Consider the following 17793-nt stretch of genomic DNA (forward strand, 5'->3'; position numbering starts at 1 on the left):
TTCATCCTCCACTCGGATGTTCAATCAGCTCGCTATTCAGCAGTTCAAAATGCCGCTGACACTGCTGTGCCAGTTTGCGATCATGCGTGACCAGCACCAAAGTCGTCCCCAGTTCCTGGTTTAGTTGAAAGAGTAGTTGTTCAATTTCTCTGGCCGTTTCACCATCGAGATTGCCTGTAGGTTCATCGGCAAAAATGATTTTTGGTTCACTGACCAGTGCACGAGCGATGGCTACACGCTGTTGTTCACCGCCAGACAGTACTTTCGGCGTTTGCTGCGCCTGTCGATCCAGACCGACTTTATGTAGTAATGCCAACGCCTTTTGCTCAGCTTCTGCATATTTAAAACCAGGTTGCAAACGTAATGGCAGCATTACATTTTCAAGTGCAGTCAGGTGCGGTAAGAGCTGAAAAGACTGAAAGACAAACCCGATATTTCTTAAACGTACCAGTGCACGTTGTTCTTCATTCAAGTTAGACACTGATTCGCCACAGACCATAAGCTGACCTGAACTTGCCTGATCCAGTGTCGCCAGAATACCCAGTAATGTGGATTTTCCGGAACCGGAACGACCGGTAATTGCCACCTGCTCCCCGGCCTGAATCTCCAGATCAAGATCCTCAAAAATGGTGAGCTGTTTTTGTGAAAGTTGTATCTTTTGTGTCAATTTCTGGGCAGAAATAATAGCCTGTGGCATGATGGTCGAATCGTTGCTGCTTTGAATCATACGTGTCCTATATGAAAGATCTTAATCAGAAAACTCGGCTATTGCCTTACTTTTTTTTGCTCAGTCTGTGCCTGTTACCTCTTGGGGTTTCAGCAAAGACGATTATGATTTTAGGTGATAGTTTAAGTGCAGGTTATGGTATCCAGCCCCAGCAAGGCTGGGTACATTTATTACAAAAGCGTTTAGAGCAACAGTATCCGAAACAGCATAAAGTGGTCAATGCAAGTGTCAGTGGCGAAACCACCAGCGGAGCACTGGCCAGACTACCAAAATTGCTGCAGACGCATCGTCCAGACCTTGTGGTCATTGAGTTAGGTGGCAATGATGGCTTGCGTGGACAACCACCGCAAATGATTCAAAAAAATTTAGCCAGCCTGATTCAACAGAGTCAGAAAACCAAAGCCAAGGTCATCGTATTTGGTATGAAAATGCCGCCTAATTACGGGCAGGCCTATAGCAAGGCTTTTGAAAATAATTATAAAGTGGTGAGTCAGCAATATAAGGTGAAGTTATTGCCCTTCTTTATGCAAGGTGTCGCCGGTAATAAAATATTGATGCAAAAGGATCTGATTCATCCGAATGCCAAAGCACAGACGATCCTGTTAAATAATGCTTATCCGTATATTAAAGGCGCTTTATAAAGCGCCTTTAACTTATTTTAGAATGTATTCAGATGAATCGTGATTAGAAGTCGAAGAATATCACTTCACCAGTTTCCAATGAATATTCAGCACCCACGACTTTTAATTTTCCTTGTCCGATCAGGTTTTCCAGAACGGCTGAACCATGACGCAACTGATTTACCGAAGCAAATACGTTGGAACGTACTGCATGCTTGGATAATTTTGCCAAGTCATTTTTCAGTTCAGTTTGCATTAAAGTTTCCACGGAAGGACGTACGCGGTTCACAATCGACATCAGGTTTGCCGATGGCGGGCAATCTGGGCACATCAAGGTATCAATAGTGGCTTTAATCGCACCACAGTGACTGTGACCTAACACCACCACAATCGCGCAATCATAACGTGCCGCAGCAAATTCAACACTGCCGACCTGTGAGGGTGCAACAATATTACCTGCAACACGAATCACAAAAAGATCGCCGAGACCCTGATCAAAAACCATTTCGGCTGGAACGCGCGAATCTGAACATCCCAAAACAATCGCAAACGGATTCTGATCCTCTGCCATTTCTGCGCGCTGTTGGTGGCTAAGTTGTTTTGGATGCGTGGTATCGCCACTGACAAAACGTTGGTTACCCTGTCTAAGACGTTCTAAAGCTTCTTGAGCTGTGAGCATTCTTTTCTATCACCGATGGTTTTAGTTGCAATATCTTACTGCCAGTTTTTTTGAATGTCACTTGCAAAAAATCTTAGCTGATTAAATTTTTAGCATTTATTTAATTTCATTTCCGCAGGGAAATTATGCGCAATACATCACACTTTCCAGCCATTTAATGCAATCTAGCAAAAAACTAATGGGTGACAAGCGCAAGGATTGATTTAAAATAGGGTGAAGAATAATGTTTTTATTTGAATGAAAATTGCAAATTTATAACATGGAAGTATTTTGATTGAGCAATTTGCTCACTGGGTTTGTTTTGGGGAATGGCCAATGAAGAAAATAATAAAATTGCGCTCGAAAATGATCTGTTCAGCCTTGGTTGCCTTAAGCATGGCATTACCGGGCCTGACACAGGCTCAAATACTGTTTAGCCAGAAAAATGAAACTTCTGCCAAAGTCTTGCAGCAGCATCTGTTGCAAGAACGTAATCTTGCCGGACTCAAATCCAAGACCCTCAAAATTGGCGAGGTCACCTGGAGCTATAGCGAAGGCGGTGCCAAGAACAAACCATCCATTCTACTGATTCATGGTCTGGCCGGCACCCGTGACAACTGGAACCGGGTCGCGCAGTTTCTGACGCCCTATTATCATGTCATTATTCCGGATCTGCCGAGCAACGGCGACACCAAAGTTCCGGACAATTTTGATGTTTCTGTGCCCAATGTGACCTCTCAGCTACGTTTATTTATTGAAACCTTAAATGTGGACGAGAATTTACATATTGCTGGACATTCCTTGGGTGGTTCGATTGCCACAGTCTATGCCTCGCAATACCCTTTCGATACGCAAAGTCTTTTTTTAATCAATAGCGCTGGCCTGTATAAAATGGGGAATACGCCCTATACCAAAGATCCACAGGCCTTAAAAGATCTGATCGTCAGCAAACCCGGTGATCTTCAAGATGTTTCCAAACAGCTGATGCAGAACCCGCCAGTGATTCCTTATCAGTTGCGACATGCACAGGAAAAACTGCTGATTTCACGCGCTGAACAAACCAGTAAATCAATTGATCAGGTGGTGATGCTAAACCGGATTTATACACCGGAAACCTTCGCCCGCCTGACCCGCACGGTCGAAGCGCCAACCTTGATTTTATGGGGCAGACAGGATCGGATCATTAATGTCGAAGTGGTCAAAGAACTACATGCCCTGCTGAAACGTGCCGAAAAACCGGTGATTCTAAATAATGTCGGGCATATGCCGATTCTGGAAGCAGAAAAACAGGTCGCACAACATTATTTGCCTTTTCTGGCCAAGACACAGACCCTAAAAAACCCGCTTGCTGATAAACTCATTCCTTTAAATTAAGTTTCAGAGATGCTATGCAGAAACACCCGATGATTGAGCAGTTGATCGATGCTCAACTTGATTTTCTCGATCAGGCATTTTCTCAATCTGAAACGATTCAAAGCGAGTTTCATGCGTTTTATTTGTGGCTGCGTAAACAAACTCTAAAAGAGCTGTGGAACTGTGAACTGATCAATCAGCTGTTGCAAAAACAGATTCTGGGTACTGCTGCCAGCAGCTTTCTGATTGAACAGATTGCCGAACATATCCGTTTTGCCCTGGTGCATCCGGCCAATGATTCCACCACAATTGCCGATCTGATCCCAGTCCTGACCGTAGACAAGATCGCCCAGTATGTGGCCAGCAAAAGTGGCCATCGGCAGCGTCTGATTAAAACCGTAGTCAATAATCCGGCATTTTCAGCCATGATTACCCAATTGATCCAGCATTCCATTCAGGATTATCTGGATAACTCCATGATTGCCAAAAGTGTACCCGGGGTTTCCCGCTTTATGAAAATGGGCAAATCGGTACTGGAAAATGTCACCGATACCAACCTCGATAGCACCATTGCACGTTATCTGCAAAAGAACATTCTGAAGCTTAGCCAGATGAGTGAGCATGTGCTGAACCAACATTTTGACGACGAGAAACTCTATCATTTTCAGGCCAATCTCTGGCATAAAATCAAGGACATGCCAGTATCTGTCTTGAAGAATTATATTGAGTTGCAGGACCTGAATCAGACGGTCGGCTTAGGTCATGACATCTGGGATCACATACGTCAGACAGACTATTTACAGCAGCAAGTGCATGACGGAATTCATACTTGGTATGTCCGCAATCAGGAACATACTTTTGATCAATTATTACGTGATTTGAATATTGATGAAGCGCTAATTCAGAATGAATTGCAGCAACTGCTCAGTCCGGTAATCCAGCAGATGGTTTCACAGGGTCATTTACGTGAACGTGCACGCAAATATCTGGAACAATTTTATTATCATGAAGATACTTTAAAAATCCTTAAAATTTAGATAAAAAAGCCGCTTTATAGCGGCTTTTTTATCTGCTTAAATTAGAAATTATAGGTTAATCCGGCAAATACTTGCTGACGATCCAGATAATAATCATTTGAAGCATTTGACAGTTTTTTATCAAATAAATTATTTAATCCGGCTCGAACAGTGACTTGATCATTCACTTCATAATTTGCAGACAGATTAAATACGGTATGTGGCTTTTGCATCACCACTGTATCTTCAGCACTTGCTGTATATTGCTCACCAGTATATTGCGCTGCAAGTTCCAAGGAAAGTGGATCAGTGGGCGTCCAGTTGAGTGCACTATAAACTGACAACTCTGGAATCGTTGAGAGATTTTTGCCTGTCACTAAATTTTTTGACTCAAAATAATAGGTTGCATTGGTTTTCTAGCTCAAACTATCTAAAAGTGGTAATGCTACACTTGCCTCCAAGCCTCGTACACGCGCTTTTTCAGCATTTTGATATTGTGTCCACCAGACACCATTAATTTCGCCTAAAGCACGATATTCAATTTTATTTTTAAAATCTGTGTGGAAATAGGTTAAACCGAGATCAAAGTCATTTTGAGCAAAATTAAATCCAATTTCATAGTTAGTACTTTCTTCAGGCTGCAAGTCTGCATTACCAGCCATATAACATCCGCCCGATACATAACCCAAAGGCTTAAGTGATGTACATCCATTCCCCCCTGAACGAGTCGCGGCACCTGCAGTATTCTCTTTTAATGAAGGTGCTCTAAAGCCCTGAGCAACACCCCCTTTGACAGTCAAGGCTTCATTTGGTTGCAGCACCAGATAAGCACGGGGACTATTATGTGTGCCAAATTTATCGTGATGATCAAAACGGTTCCCCAGTGTTAAATGTACTTGATCATTAAAAATAATTTTATCTTCAATAAACAGCGCCCAAGTATCTCCTTCTAGCTCTGAACCATATTCATTTCCATCATAACTTGGAATAGAAAGCCCAATATTACGTGTATTGATCAACTCTTCTGATTTCCACTGGCCTCCCACTGTAGCGATATGCTCAACCCCTAACTGAAACGGAATATTGAGATTACCCTCTACAATGCTTTCCTTGGATTTTTGTGTGGTCGGCCCCGTCTCTGTCACCTGACTTTGATCATAATCATTATAGTAAGCAGTAATTTTTGAATCACCAAAAGCCAACTTGGCATCATGTGACAAGGAAATTGAACGGTGTTCTAACTCTGACGGACCCCAAGATAATACAGCCTGTTCTTGGCCATCTACCACCTGTGATGTGGTAGACGGGTTATCTTGCTGCAACCCATAGCCCAGTTCTAAAGACAGGCTATGAATATCATTCGGCGTATAATCAAATTTTAAATTCGCATTTTGATCACGGCTACCCGATTGTCCTGTTGCCTTACTGCCCACCATTCCAGGAATATTACGATCAGAAATTTGATAGCCTTGATCTGCTTCCTGTTCAGTGATCCCGACTGTGGCACGCATGCCGAGCGTATCTGTTAAAGGGCCATATCCGACTAGTCCTGATTGTATCGTTCGGCCCAAATCAGAAGATGTAGTCGGCACAGTATGATTTAAGGTAAAAGACCCTCCCCATTCTGAAGGGATTTTTTTGGTAATGATATTGATCACGCCACCCATCGCATCAGAACCATATAAAGAAGACATTGGCCCACGTACGACCTCAATGCGTTCAATCATTTCTGGTCTAACCCAGTTTAGATCTTGATGACCCAAGTTTGCACGATAGTTGGTATCTCTGGATGAACCTACACGTTTTCCATCAATTAAGATAAGTGTGTAATTTTCAGGCATGCCACGTAATTGAATTTTTGAGCCAGCCCCATTTGAACTAAGTCCCCCTGTTACACCAGGTACACGTTTTAAAATATCTGCCAGACTTGAAACGGGTTGTTTTTGAATTTCTTCGGCAGTAATGACACTAATTGAAGCTGGGGCAGATTTAACATCCACCGCCTGCCCACTCGCAGTCACCACAATCGTTTGTAACTTGGTCGTCTCAGATTGCACTACGCCTTCTTTTTCTTCAGTAACTTGGTCCTGCGCTTGTACTGAAACAGTCATTGCTGTGAATACGGCAAAAGCTAAAGTTGTTTTTAAGAATGGCTTATTCATACTTTGTACGCCCCAATATTTATGAAGAGATCATGTTTATTCGGTTGCGAAGTGTAACATCTTTTCAATTGAATGCAATTAATATTGATAATTATTATCATTAACATTCACTGGTTTTTAAGCCAGATATAAAAAAACCTCGAAATTTCGAGGTTTTTTAAAATGCGATAAATAAACTGTTATATAGAACAGCTTATTTCATATACGCACCTTCAGACTGACTATGATCCGTTTCATCAACGACATGCATTAACTCTGGTACATGTTGTTTTAATGTGGTTTCAACACCTTGTTTTAAAGTGATATCAATCGCTGAACAGCCCTGGCAACCACCACCAAATTTAAGTACAGCGGTTAAACCTTTTTCAGGGTCTTCTTTGACTTCAACCAGTGCACAGTTACCACCATGACCTGCCAGGCCCGGGTTGATTTCAGACTGTAATACATAGGTAATACGCTCTTCTACCGATGCATCTGGACCTACACGTGGTACTTTGGAATTCGGTGCACGGAATGTCAACTGACCACCAAAACGGTCTTTGTTGTAGTCAATCACGGCATCGAGTAAATACGGAATAGATGGCGAGTCGATAAAAGCAGGGAAATCAGGATATTCCTGCTTATAATCTGTCGGTACAACTTCATCAGGTGCACTATAGGCCATGCAACATTCAGCGCGAGGAGTACCCGGATGCTCTACAAAAACACGCACACCAATACCCGGGGTGTTCTGTTTATCCAGTAGATCCTTTAAATACTCTTGTGCTGTTGGTGTAATCAATAAGTTGGGAATTTCACCAACAACTGGAGTGCTGCTGTTCTCAGTCGACATAACAATAATTTCCTCAAGCTCAAGCGGCCATTTTAACTGAAGATGCGGGGTAATTTTTAAAAATCAACTAAAATTGTCGGATTTATTATAAAAGTACAACTTTAGCTCAATTTTAATGGCATGATAATTGGCAAATAGGCACCATTAGAATCATTTATATGCTTGATTTACCTTTTAATCATACCGTTACCATTATTCTGATCACCTGTATTGTGTCATTTATTGCTTTCTCCAAAGAGACGGTGATGAATCGCCTGATTTTCTGGCCACCGGCACTGCAACGTGGACAATATGATCGCTTTATTACGCATGGCTTTATCCATGCGGATGGAGCGCATCTCTTGTTCAATATGATTACCCTGTTCTTTTTTGGCAGCGTGATTGAAAGCTTTTATCGTCAATATCTGTATGACTTGGGTTTTATCCTGTTTTACCTCGGTGGTCTGATCGCAGCGATTCTGCCAAGTTACCTAAAGCATAAAAATGATGCGCGCTGGGCCAGTCTAGGCGCTTCCGGTGCAGTGTCGGCTGTACTGTTTGCCTATATTCTGTTTGAACCTTGGAAGTTGATCTTTGTGTTTTTCATTCCGGTTCCTGCAATTATTTTTGCTGTGCTGTATGTGGCCTATAGCATCTGGTCAGGCAAAAAAGGCAATAGCAATATTAATCACAGCGCGCATTTATGGGGAGCGGCTTACGGGGTGGTCATGACGATTATTCTGGAACCACGCCTGATTCCGCATTTCCTGAATAAACTGATGCAGGTTCCGTTTTAATTAGGTTTTTTAAATACTGAGGGAATAAAGCTACATATGAGTTAAGCCTTATATTTCTGCTAAAAATTGATAAGAGAGCTACTGCTCTCTTATTTGTTTGAAACATCTCGTAATATATTAGAAAGTGATGATGTCACTTAATGCCAATCTTGGAGTGAATTTTGCAGCGATAATGTATACATCTGTATATTAATTACTGTCAATTACGAGATATTTTGCATGTCCATTACACCAGACGGTCTTCAATTTCCTCTTCAGTCTCCGCAACAAAAACCGAGTAGCTCCAAAGCAGGACGCGCGATCATCGCAGCCGCCTTAGCCAATGTCGATTCACGCAGTTCTCAACAGGCACAATCAGGAAAAAACTGGCGCAAACAGTATACTGTGCATTTTAAGCAGCTGGTCGAGCAAGGATTAAGTTCCCCTGAAGCCAGCTTGAAAATTGCCGAAGATGGATTGGCAAAGGCTCATCAGACTTTTGAATTTTACCGTGATGGTCAAAAGTATGTATTGCAAGATGCTTTAACTCTGCCCGCAGGTCAGTTGCATACCGTCAAGCTGACAGGTAATAGCAAATCGACATCAGAATGGTATGTGCCCTACCACGGTCAAAAACTGCAAGGTGACGCCTTATTGGAGCAAATTGAGCGCTGGGAAAGCCAAGGCATCGTGGAAACCAGTCATGCCAATGCCCTACGTGAATGTGTCGTGCATCCTGAATGGTTTGATCTTTCCGATCGGACCACTGTGCTGTTTGGTGCAGCATCTGAAGCCGGCCCTTTGACCTGGCTGGCGAAATGGAAAGCCAATATTGTGGCGATTGATCTGCCGAACACCCGGGTTTGGGGCAAGATTGTCGATACCATTAGCCAAGGCAATGCCACACTGTATGCGCCATGTACTGAAGACCTGCCTGCTGACACTTCACTTGATACTTTAAAAGAAAAATTGGGCGCAAATTTGCTGACCCAGATTCCCGAAATTGCCAAATGGTTATTACAATTCGAACAGGATCTGGATCTGGCTGCAATTGCTTATCTTGATGGTGAAAAGCATGTCCGTGTTTCGATGGCAATGGATGCCATTATGCAGCATGTCAGCCAGCACAAAGCCAATACCAGCCTGATGTACATGTGTACGCCGACCGATGTATATGCTGTTCCAGCTGAAGTGATCGAAGCCTCAAAAGAAAAATATGCGGAACGCTCTAAGGTACAAACCCTGATTTCCAAAGGTGTTTCGACTTTAAGCCGTCAACACTTTTTCCAGAAAAATGGCCATGAGCTGATTCAGTCTGGTGATCAGGCTTATGGTATCTGTGACTGCCTGGTCGTTGAACAAGGCCCAAACTACGCGCTGGCAAAACGTATCCAGCAATGGCGTGCTACCTTAGCGCGTGCTCAAGGCCAACGAGTTAGCATCAATATTGCGCCTTCTACGACCACTTATTCAGTCACCAAGAATCCGCTATTAAAAGCTGCGTTCAATGGCGCCAGCCTGTTTGATGTTGAAGCTTTCGCGCCTGAAACCACCAATGCAATTATGGCAGCACTATGGATTCATGATCTGCGTAATCCAGAATCAGTGGCCAATCCTGAAGTAAAACTTAACCATCCGCTTGAGTTAATGATGCATGGTGCGAATCATGGTGGTTTGTGGCGGGTTGCTTATCTGGCGCGTACTGCATTGCCTTTTGCTGCGCTGTATGGTTTTACGATGGAGAAGTTACCAAAGGGATTGTTGAGTAAGTTAAAGAAGTAATTTATTTCCTTCTTTCGAGACTTCTTCTACGTTAGATAAACTTTTATTTAATGTTTATCCCCTCACCCCAGCCCTCTCCCAAAGGGAGAGGGAGCTTCCCCAATGGATTCAAATTAGTATTAAGCATCTAAAGAAACGTTTTTTAATAAAATGAATACTATTTAACTTAAACTGTCTATTTGAATAATTAATGTAGTTCCCTCTCCTGAGCAAGTTTTAAAGCACCGCTTTTAAAACGAAGCGCAAGTGAGGGTTAGGCAGAGGTCATTTTTGCAAATGACAGAAGCCCCACATAAGCATTTTCTCTCTCCTAAATCCTCTCCCAAAGGGAAAGGACTTTAAAAATCCAATAAAAAAACGCTGCCGTAGCAGCGTTTTTTTACATCACATCTTTTTAGAACACTTTTAACAGTACCCAGTACAAACCACCTGAAAGACAGATCGTTGCTGGTAAAGTAAAGATCCAGGCAGACAGAATGGTTTTCACCATTTGGAAGTTCAAGCCGGACTTGTTCGCCACCATGGTACCTGCTACTGCAGAGTTCAATACATGGGTGGTTGATACCGGCATACCGAAACCATCTGCTGCAGCAATGGTCGACATCGCAACAAGCTCGGCAGACATACCCTGACCATAAGTCATATGCTGTTTACCAATACGCTCACCAACCGTCACGACAATACGCTTCCAGCCGACCATCGTACCCAGACCAAGTGCCAAGGCTGTTGCCACCTTCACCCAGGTCGGAATGTATTGCAGGAATGAATCCAGATTGTCACGGTATTCATCCACTGTTTTTTCCTGCGCAGCACTCATTGCCGGTAAAGCTTCTGCTTTATCCAGACGTTTAAATGCTGTAGTGCTCAGATACATGTCATTACGGAATTCAGAAACTTGAGCTTCAGGAACATCCTTAATACTGGTATAGCTACCAACTTTTTCACCCAGATGATCCGTCAAGCTTGCCAAGGCAGGCACGACTTCAGGGGTAATTTCCTTGGTCTGAATGTACTTGGTGATGACATCACGAGCTTGCTCATCCGGAATATCCTGATGATTTGGATAGATCACATCCGCTGTTTGTGCAGATAACTGACCAAAAGACTGAATATGTTGTGCATCCAGATTCTTGTTCAGCGAGTACGCCAAAGGCACACAGCCGATCAGGATCAGCATGATCAGGCCCATACCTTTTTGACCGTCATTTGAACCATGGGCAAAGCTCACCCCAGTACAGGTAAAGATCAGCATGGCACGAATCAATGGTGGTGGTGGCTTGTTACCTTCAGGTGGCTGGAACAGTTCCAGTTGACGCTTGAAGATTTTTTTCACCAGCAGGAACACAATCGCAGCAAATGCAAAACCGATTAAAGGCGAGAATAACAGCGCCTTACCGACTTTCATTACCTGCTCCATGTCTATCCCTGAAGCGCCAGTACCGGCATTCAGAATATAGTTCATGATGCCCACACCCAGAATCGAACCGATCAGGGTATGTGAACTGGATGCCGGAATACCGAGGAACCAGGTTCCCAGATTCCAGAGAATAGCCGCGATCAGCATGGCAAAGACCATGGCAAAGCCTGCTCCGGAGCCAACATTCATGATCAGCTCGACCGGCAATAACGCAATAATACCGTAAGCGACCGCACCACTGGCGACCATAACCCCAAGGAAGTTACAGAAGCCGGCCCACATCACTGCGACAGGAGCTGAAAGTGCATTGGTATAAATGACCGTGGCAACTGCATTGGCGGTATCGTGGAAGCCATTGACGAACTCAAAGCTCAACGCAATAAAAAGTGCCGTCGCTAACAAAATAACTGAATACAAGCCCAAGGCCGGTACATGCGCTAAATCTGCAGACAACTGGAAGCCGATATAAATCAGCGTAGTGATAATAAGAGTCAGGAACACCGGCATAAAAAATTTCGGTGTTGGCACATGAACATTGGTCGACTTTTGGGAAGCCGACCCGTGTGCTGAATCTACGGGAGTTTGATTAGGATTCATGCAAGCAGGAATAGAGGATTCAAGAATCCCCATATTGTTCAGTTAAATTGTGACAATTATATGACAAACTGCTGTCATATGAAGCAATTATTTGGATTTTCTTGCTGCTATTCGTCCTGTTTAATTCCGACTAAAACACTAGATTTTGATTTTATAAATCATTTACTTAAGATAAGATTCCAGCTTATTTAAGCTTAAAAACCGCACATAATTTGCTACTAAAACGATTCACACCCTGCTTGTCATCAAGCTGAGTAAAAGTTTCAGTTACACAGCATAAGCCATCAATATGACAATTTCATGAATGAAAGCATCAGCTTAATTTTTTGATTTTGTTTACTGCCTCAAAGACATCGAATCAGATTCGAAATTGCAATATTTTCTGATCCGGATTTTAAAACTTGTTGTTTATCTAGATGACTTATCAAATTTTCATATCATGCTTATCCATCATTCTGAGCAATGCCAGCAGAAATCAGCCAACTAATCTGCTAAGATTAGCATCGTTTTTTTTGATTTCTGCTGAGAAAGTTTGAATGTCTACACTTACCACTTTAAAAGAACTTCTTGCCAAAAGAATTTTAATTATCGATGGTGCGATGGGTACCATGATCCAGCGCCATAAACTGGAAGAAGCCGATTATCGTGGTGAGCGTTTTGCTGACTGGGCCTATGATCTCAAAGGTAATAATGATTTGCTGGTACTGACTCAGCCACAGATCATTCAAGGCATTCATGAAGCTTACTTGGAAGCTGGCGCCGACATTATTGAAACCAACACCTTTAACGGTACCCGCGTTTCAATGTCGGATTACCACATGGAAGATCTGGTTCCTGAAATTAACCGTGAAGCAGCGCGTCTGGCCAAAGAAGCCTGTGCCAAATATTCAACGCCTGAAAAACCGCGTTTTGTAGCCGGTGTGATCGGACCAACATCACGCACAACATCTATTTCTCCAAACGTGAATGACCCGGCGTTCCGTAACATCACCTTTGATGCTTTAAAAGTTGACTATATCGAATCAACCAAAGCATTGATTGAAGGTGGTGCAGATATCATCCTGATCGAAACTGTGTTCGATACCTTGAATGCCAAGGCCGCGATCTTTGCGGTGAAAGAAGTCTTTAAAGAATTGGGCTATGAACTGCCAATCATGATTTCAGGTACGATCACGGATGCATCAGGTCGTACATTGACTGGTCAAACCGCTGAAGCCTTCTGGAACTCAATGCGTCATGCAGAGCCGTTATCTATCGGCTTTAACTGTGCCCTAGGTGCAGATGCGATGCGTCCACACGTGAAAACCGTGTCTGACGTTGCTGATACCTTTGTTTCAGCGCATCCAAACGCTGGTTTGCCAAATGCCTTCGGTGGTTATGATGAAACGCCGGAAGAAACCGCAGCATTTATTAAAGAATTTGCAGAAAGCGGCTTAATTAATATTACCGGTGGTTGCTGTGGTACTACGCCGGATCATATACGTGCGATTGCAAATGCTGTTGCAGGCATTACCCCTCGTCAAATTCCTGAAATTGAGCCTGCGTGTCGTTTAAGTGGTTTAGAGCCATTTAACATCACCAAAGATTCACTGTTCGTGAACGTCGGTGAACGTACCAACGTCACCGGTTCGAAAAAATTCCTGCGTCTGATTCGTGAAGAAAACTTCGCCGAAGCGCTTGATGTTGCCCGTCAACAGGTTGAAGCTGGTGCGCAGGTCATCGACATCAACATGGATGAAGGCATGCTCGATTCGCAAGGTGCGATGGTGCATTTCCTGAATCTGATTGCTTCTGAGCCGGATATTTCACGCGTGCCAATCATGCTGGATTCTTCTAAATGGGAGATTATCGAAGCGGGCCTGAAATGTGTGCAAGGTAAAGCTGTGGTGAACTCGATTTCCCTGAAAGAAGGTCATGACGAGTTTGTCGAACGTGCCCGCCTCTGCCGTCAATATGGTGCTGCGGTTATCGTGATGGCATTTGATGAAGATGGTCAGGCCGATACAGCTGCGCGCAAAAAAGAAATCTGTAAGCGTTCATATGATGTTCTCGTGAATGAAGTGGGCTTCCCGTCTGAAGATATTATCTTTGACCCGAACGTCTTTGCGATTGCGACCGGTATTGAAGAACACAACAACTATGGCGTGGACTTTATTGAAGCGACTGGCTGGATTAAACAGAACCTGCCAAATGCGATGATTTCTGGTGGTGTGTCGAACGTATCATTCTCGTTCCGTGGTAACGAACCGGTACGTGAAGCGATTCACTCAGTGTTCCTGTACCATGCCATTCAGCAAGGCATGACTATGGGTATTGTAAATGCCGGTCAGATGGCGATTTACGATGACATCGATAAAGAACTGAAAGAAGCCGTTGAAGATGTTGTTTTAAACCAGAACCAAGGTGAAAGTGGTCAGGAAGCGACAGAAAAACTGCTTGCTGTTGCTGAAAAATACCGTGGTCAAAGTGGTACGCAAAAAGCCGAAGAAAACCTGGAATGGCGTAATGAGTCTGTTGAGAAACGTCTTGAATATGCATTGGTAAAAGGCATCACGACTTATATTGACCAGGATACCGAAGAAGCGCGTTTAAACTCTACACGCCCACTGGATGTGATTGAAGGTCCATTGATGGCCGGTATGAACGTGGTCGGTGACTTGTTCGGTGCCGGTAAAATGTTCTTGCCGCAAGTGGTGAAATCTGCACGTGTAATGAAACAGGCTGTTGCTTGGTTGAACCCGTTCATTGAAGCCGAGAAAACTCAAGCTGAGGCCAAAGGTAAAATCCTGCTGGCTACGGTGAAAGGCGATGTACACGACATCGGTAAGAACATCGTTGGCGTAGTATTGGGCTGTAACGGTTATGACATCGTTGACCTTGGCGTGATGGTACCTTGCGAGAAGATTCTGCAAACTGCGATTGATGAAAAAGTTGATATCATCGGTTTGTCTGGTCTGATCACGCCGTCATTGGATGAAATGGTCTTTGTTGCCAAAGAAATGCAACGTAAAGGCTTTAACATTCCACTGATGATTGGTGGTGCAACGACTTCTAAAGCGCATACCGCAGTGAAAATCTCACCGCAATATCATAATGATGGCGTGCTTTATACCGCGGATGCTTCGCGTGCCGTGGGTGTAGCCACGCAGTTGCTCTCTCCTGAGATGAAACCTAAGCTTTTGGCTGACTATGCAGCGGATTATGAAAAAATCCGTACCCGTCTTGCGAACAAGCAACCGAAAGCGGCTAAATTGTCTTATCAAGAATCGGTTGAAAACGGCTTCAAGATCGACTTCGACAAGAATGCACCGGTTAAGCCGAACTTCATCGGTTCAGAAACTTTCACAAATTATCCGCTTGAAGCTTTGGTGGAATATTTTGACTGGACGCCGTTCTTTATTTCATGGAGCTTGGCGGGTAAATTCCCGAAAATCCTTGAAGATGAAGTTGTTGGTGAAGCAGCGCGTGACTTGTATGAACAAGCGCAAGCAATGCTGAAAGACATCATCGAGAATAAACGTTTCGATGCGCGTGCGACGTTTAGTATTTATCCTGCAAACCGTGTAGCAGCAGATACAGTTGCCGTTGCTGATGAATCAGGCAATATAACGCACAGCTTCGAACACTTACGTCAGCAGTCTGACAAAGTCACTGGCAAAGCAAACTACTCTCTGGCTGACTTTATTGCGCCAAAAGATGTAGCTCAGGATTACTTGGGTGGCTTTGCCGTGTCAATCTTCGGTGCGGAAGAGTTATCTCAAGAATACAAAGCCAAAGGCGATGACTATAACGCAATTATGGTTCAAGCCTTGGGTGACCGTTTTGCAGAAGCATTTGCGGAGCACTTACATGAGCGTATTCGTAAAGAGTTCTGGGGCTACCAAGCAGATGAGCAGCTTTCAAATGAAGAATTGATCAAAGAGAAGTATGTCGGTATTCGTCCTGCACCGGGCTACCCTGCTTGTCCTGAGCATTCTGAAAAAGCACCACTCTTTGATTGGTTAGGTACAACCGACAAGATTGGTACGTACTTGACGACGAGCTTTGCGATGTGGCCACCTTCATCAGTGAGCGGTTTCTATTATGCAAACCCTGAAACTGAATACTTTAACGTGGGTAAAATCTCTGGCGACCAGTTGGAAGATTATGCGAAGCGTAAAGGTTGGACGTTAGATGAAGCGAAACGTTGGTTAGCACCGAATTTGGATGATTCTGTGGTGTAATCCCCCTCCTTGCGAAGCGATGCTTCTCACCTTTGATAAAGGGGGAAGAATCCATTCGTATCGAATAAAAAATCCCCCTCAATCGAGGGGATTTTTGTTTTTAATCTTTTAATCCCCCTAAATCCTGAGCCATATATGTCGCTAGGTTAAAGAGGGACTTCCACGTATCAAATTATTTACGTGACAACTCCTCCCTTTTTAAAGGGAGATTGGGAGGGATTAATTGATATAAATAAAACAATTACTTAAAATGAATAAATACTAAAAATTGAACATTAAATAATGGCTATCATAAAAATTCTAGATTCAGGAAGTTTAGAGTCAATATGTAAAATTCTCGGTGAAACGAATGATGGACTTTCTGGAACTGAGATAGGCAAATATCTAGCAGAATGTCATATCCCTGACCTTCAACCGAATATCACCAAATGGAAACGTCTATACGAAGCTTTAAATAGCAAACAACACAATGACCGTTGCTCAAATCATATTTTAGCTTTTATAAAGCACGTTATGCGCCCATCAAGACACATAAATAGGAAAGAGTGGTTTGAATACATAAAAAATGATTTAAATTTTGCTTTATCTTTCGAAGGTTTTGAATTAACAGAAAGTGGGGAAATCAAGTACGCTGAAAAAGTTCAAACTTTCAGTGAGGCTGAAGCACGAGCACAAAATTTAAGAAAATCATTATTAGATAGAAAAATTCATCCTGATGTACTTACTTTCTGCAAAGCAGAATTACTTGTAGATAACTATTTTCATGCAGTATTTGAAGCTACTAAAAGTATTGCTGAGAAAATCAGACTTAAAACGAATCTAACTTCTGATGGAGCTGAATTAGTTGATCAAGCTTTTTCGTATAAAAATAAAGTGCCTTATTTAGCCTTAAATAATTTAACCACACCGAGCTATCAGAGTGAACAGAATGGTTTTATGCATTTACTCAAAGGCATATTTGGAACATTTAGAAATACTACAGCCCATGCTCCCAAAATTACATGGAGTATAGATGAACAAGATGCCTTAGATATATTATCAACAGTATCTTTAATTCATAGAAAATTAGACAAAGTAATTGAAGCTAAAAAAATGTATGAAGGGCAAATATAATCCCTCCTAACCTCCCTTTTGAAAAGGGAGGAACAGCACGAATCCAAAACCATCATAAAATTCGCATGAAGTCCCTCTTTCTCAAAGAGGGATTTAGGGAGATTCTTGTTGAATAAATCGATAAATCACTTCTACCACATTATCCAACTGTTCGATCACCTGCCCGTTATCAAACCTAAGCACTTTCAATCCGAGTTGAGCCAAGGCTTCATCTCGGACCCGATCCGCTTCTAAGCCTTCATTTGTAAAGTGTTGACTGCCATCGCACTCAATCACCAAATTCACAGCAGGACAGTAAAAATTCACGATGTAATTTAAAATTGGCTTTTGCCGATAGAACTGCAAACCTCATATTTACTTTACAAAATCCCTCACCCCGACCCTCTCCCAATGGGAGAGGGAGCATTCATTACTATTTAAATGCTGACATAAATTTATGAATAGACATTCCCTCTCCTTTTAGGCATAGGTATCTACACATCTATGAGATACCTAATGCCATTGTGGCTATCTCATTGAGTTCATCTATTGAATATTC

At 42.9% G+C, this 17793-nt stretch carries 11 protein-coding genes and 2 pseudogenes; 7 read left to right on the top strand and 6 right to left on the bottom strand.

The window, feature by feature from the left end:
- Nucleotide 1: 1 nt before the first annotated feature.
- Nucleotides 2–727 (bottom strand): ABC transporter ATP-binding protein, encoded by a 726-nt coding sequence (locus tag PV763_RS00985; protein ID WP_420937223.1) that lies wholly within the window; start codon nt 725–727, stop codon nt 2–4.
- An 11-nt stretch (nt 728–738) separates the two neighbouring features.
- Here PV763_RS00985 and PV763_RS00990 point away from each other — a divergent pair, with 11 nt between their 5' ends.
- Nucleotides 739–1368 carry an arylesterase gene (locus tag PV763_RS00990; RefSeq protein ID WP_420937224.1) on the top strand — a complete coding sequence of 210 codons (630 nt, stop codon included), beginning with the start codon at nt 739–741 and terminating at the stop codon, nt 1366–1368.
- Between the two features lie 43 nt (nt 1369–1411).
- On the opposite strand, the gene PV763_RS00995 is transcribed toward PV763_RS00990, so the two are convergent.
- Nucleotides 1412–2026 (bottom strand): carbonic anhydrase, encoded by a 615-nt coding sequence (locus PV763_RS00995; RefSeq protein WP_420937225.1) that lies wholly within the window; start codon nt 2024–2026, stop codon nt 1412–1414.
- 315 nt (nt 2027–2341) lie between these two features.
- Between PV763_RS00995 and PV763_RS01000 the strand changes: the two genes are divergently transcribed.
- Both PV763_RS01000 and PV763_RS01005 read left to right on the top strand, forming a co-directional pair.
- Nucleotides 2342–3379 (top strand): alpha/beta fold hydrolase, encoded by a 1038-nt coding sequence (locus tag PV763_RS01000; RefSeq protein ID WP_420937226.1) that lies wholly within the window; start codon nt 2342–2344, stop codon nt 3377–3379.
- A 14-nt stretch (nt 3380–3393) separates the two neighbouring features.
- On the top strand, nt 3394–4395 hold the full coding sequence (locus PV763_RS01005) for a hypothetical protein (protein ID WP_420937227.1): 1002 nt from the start codon (nt 3394–3396) through the stop codon (nt 4393–4395).
- Between the two features lie 41 nt (nt 4396–4436).
- Here PV763_RS01005 and PV763_RS01010 read toward each other — a convergent pair.
- Together PV763_RS01010 and nfuA are read right to left on the bottom strand one after the other, a co-directional pair.
- Nucleotides 4437–6536 (bottom strand): annotated as a pseudogene (locus tag PV763_RS01010) (TonB-dependent receptor domain-containing protein).
- 193 nt (nt 6537–6729) lie between these two features.
- Complete coding sequence (gene nfuA / locus PV763_RS01015) at nt 6730–7368, bottom strand: Fe-S biogenesis protein NfuA (RefSeq protein WP_004279400.1); 639 nt, start codon at nt 7366–7368, stop codon at nt 6730–6732.
- A gap of 158 nt (nt 7369–7526) precedes the next feature.
- Between nfuA and PV763_RS01020 the strand changes: the two genes are divergently transcribed.
- Nucleotides 7527–8144 (top strand): rhomboid family intramembrane serine protease, encoded by a 618-nt coding sequence (locus PV763_RS01020; RefSeq protein ID WP_004646259.1) that lies wholly within the window; start codon nt 7527–7529, stop codon nt 8142–8144.
- A gap of 219 nt (nt 8145–8363) precedes the next feature.
- A complete protein-coding gene (locus PV763_RS01025; protein WP_420937228.1) occupies nt 8364–9905 on the top strand; it encodes a hypothetical protein in 1542 nt (513 codons plus the stop codon).
- 394 nt (nt 9906–10299) lie between these two features.
- Here PV763_RS01025 and PV763_RS01030 read toward each other — a convergent pair whose 3' ends face one another.
- Nucleotides 10300–11919, bottom strand: coding sequence for an inorganic phosphate transporter (locus PV763_RS01030; RefSeq protein WP_044111639.1), 1620 nt, complete (start codon nt 11917–11919; stop codon nt 10300–10302).
- Between the two features lie 536 nt (nt 11920–12455).
- On the opposite strand from PV763_RS01030, the gene metH reads away from it, so the two are divergent.
- Nucleotides 12456–16142 (top strand): methionine synthase, encoded by a 3687-nt coding sequence (gene metH, locus PV763_RS01035; RefSeq protein ID WP_420937229.1) that lies wholly within the window; start codon nt 12456–12458, stop codon nt 16140–16142.
- A 282-nt stretch (nt 16143–16424) separates the two neighbouring features.
- The gene (locus PV763_RS01040; protein WP_420937230.1) at nt 16425–17255 is read left to right on the top strand and encodes a TIGR02391 family protein; all 831 of its coding nucleotides are present in this window, start codon (nt 16425–16427) and stop codon (nt 17253–17255) included.
- Between the two features lie 93 nt (nt 17256–17348).
- Here PV763_RS01040 and PV763_RS01045 read toward each other — a convergent pair.
- Nucleotides 17349–17603, bottom strand: a pseudogene (locus PV763_RS01045) (endonuclease domain-containing protein); the annotation flags it as partial.
- Nucleotides 17604–17793 lie beyond the last annotated feature (190 nt).

The sequence above is a fragment of the Acinetobacter sp. AS5 genome (genome assembly GCF_048957595.1).
In the GTDB taxonomy this organism is placed as follows: Bacteria; Pseudomonadota; Gammaproteobacteria; order Pseudomonadales; family Moraxellaceae; genus Acinetobacter.

Bases quoted from the DNA above. Each gene is read 5' to 3' on its own strand.
- PV763_RS01030 (WP_044111639.1), bottom strand. From the start codon at position 11,919: ATGAATCCTAATCAAACTCCCGTAGATTCAGCACACGGGTCGGCTTCC.
- metH (WP_420937229.1), top strand. From the start codon at position 12,456: ATGTCTACACTTACCACTTTAAAAGAACTTCTTGCCAAAAGAATTTTA.
- PV763_RS01020 (WP_004646259.1), top strand. From the start codon at position 7,527: ATGCTTGATTTACCTTTTAATCATACCGTTACCATTATTCTGATCACC.
- PV763_RS00995 (WP_420937225.1), bottom strand. From the start codon at position 2,026: ATGCTCACAGCTCAAGAAGCTTTAGAACGTCTTAGACAGGGTAACCAA.
- nfuA (WP_004279400.1), bottom strand. From the start codon at position 7,368: ATGTCGACTGAGAACAGCAGCACTCCAGTTGTTGGTGAAATTCCCAAC.
- PV763_RS01005 (WP_420937227.1), top strand. From the start codon at position 3,394: ATGCAGAAACACCCGATGATTGAGCAGTTGATCGATGCTCAACTTGAT.
- PV763_RS01025 (WP_420937228.1), top strand. From the start codon at position 8,364: ATGTCCATTACACCAGACGGTCTTCAATTTCCTCTTCAGTCTCCGCAA.
- PV763_RS01040 (WP_420937230.1), top strand. From the start codon at position 16,425: ATGGCTATCATAAAAATTCTAGATTCAGGAAGTTTAGAGTCAATATGT.
- PV763_RS00985 (WP_420937223.1), bottom strand. From the start codon at position 727: ATGATTCAAAGCAGCAACGATTCGACCATCATGCCACAGGCTATTATT.
- PV763_RS00990 (WP_420937224.1), top strand. From the start codon at position 739: ATGAAAGATCTTAATCAGAAAACTCGGCTATTGCCTTACTTTTTTTTG.
- PV763_RS01000 (WP_420937226.1), top strand. From the start codon at position 2,342: ATGAAGAAAATAATAAAATTGCGCTCGAAAATGATCTGTTCAGCCTTG.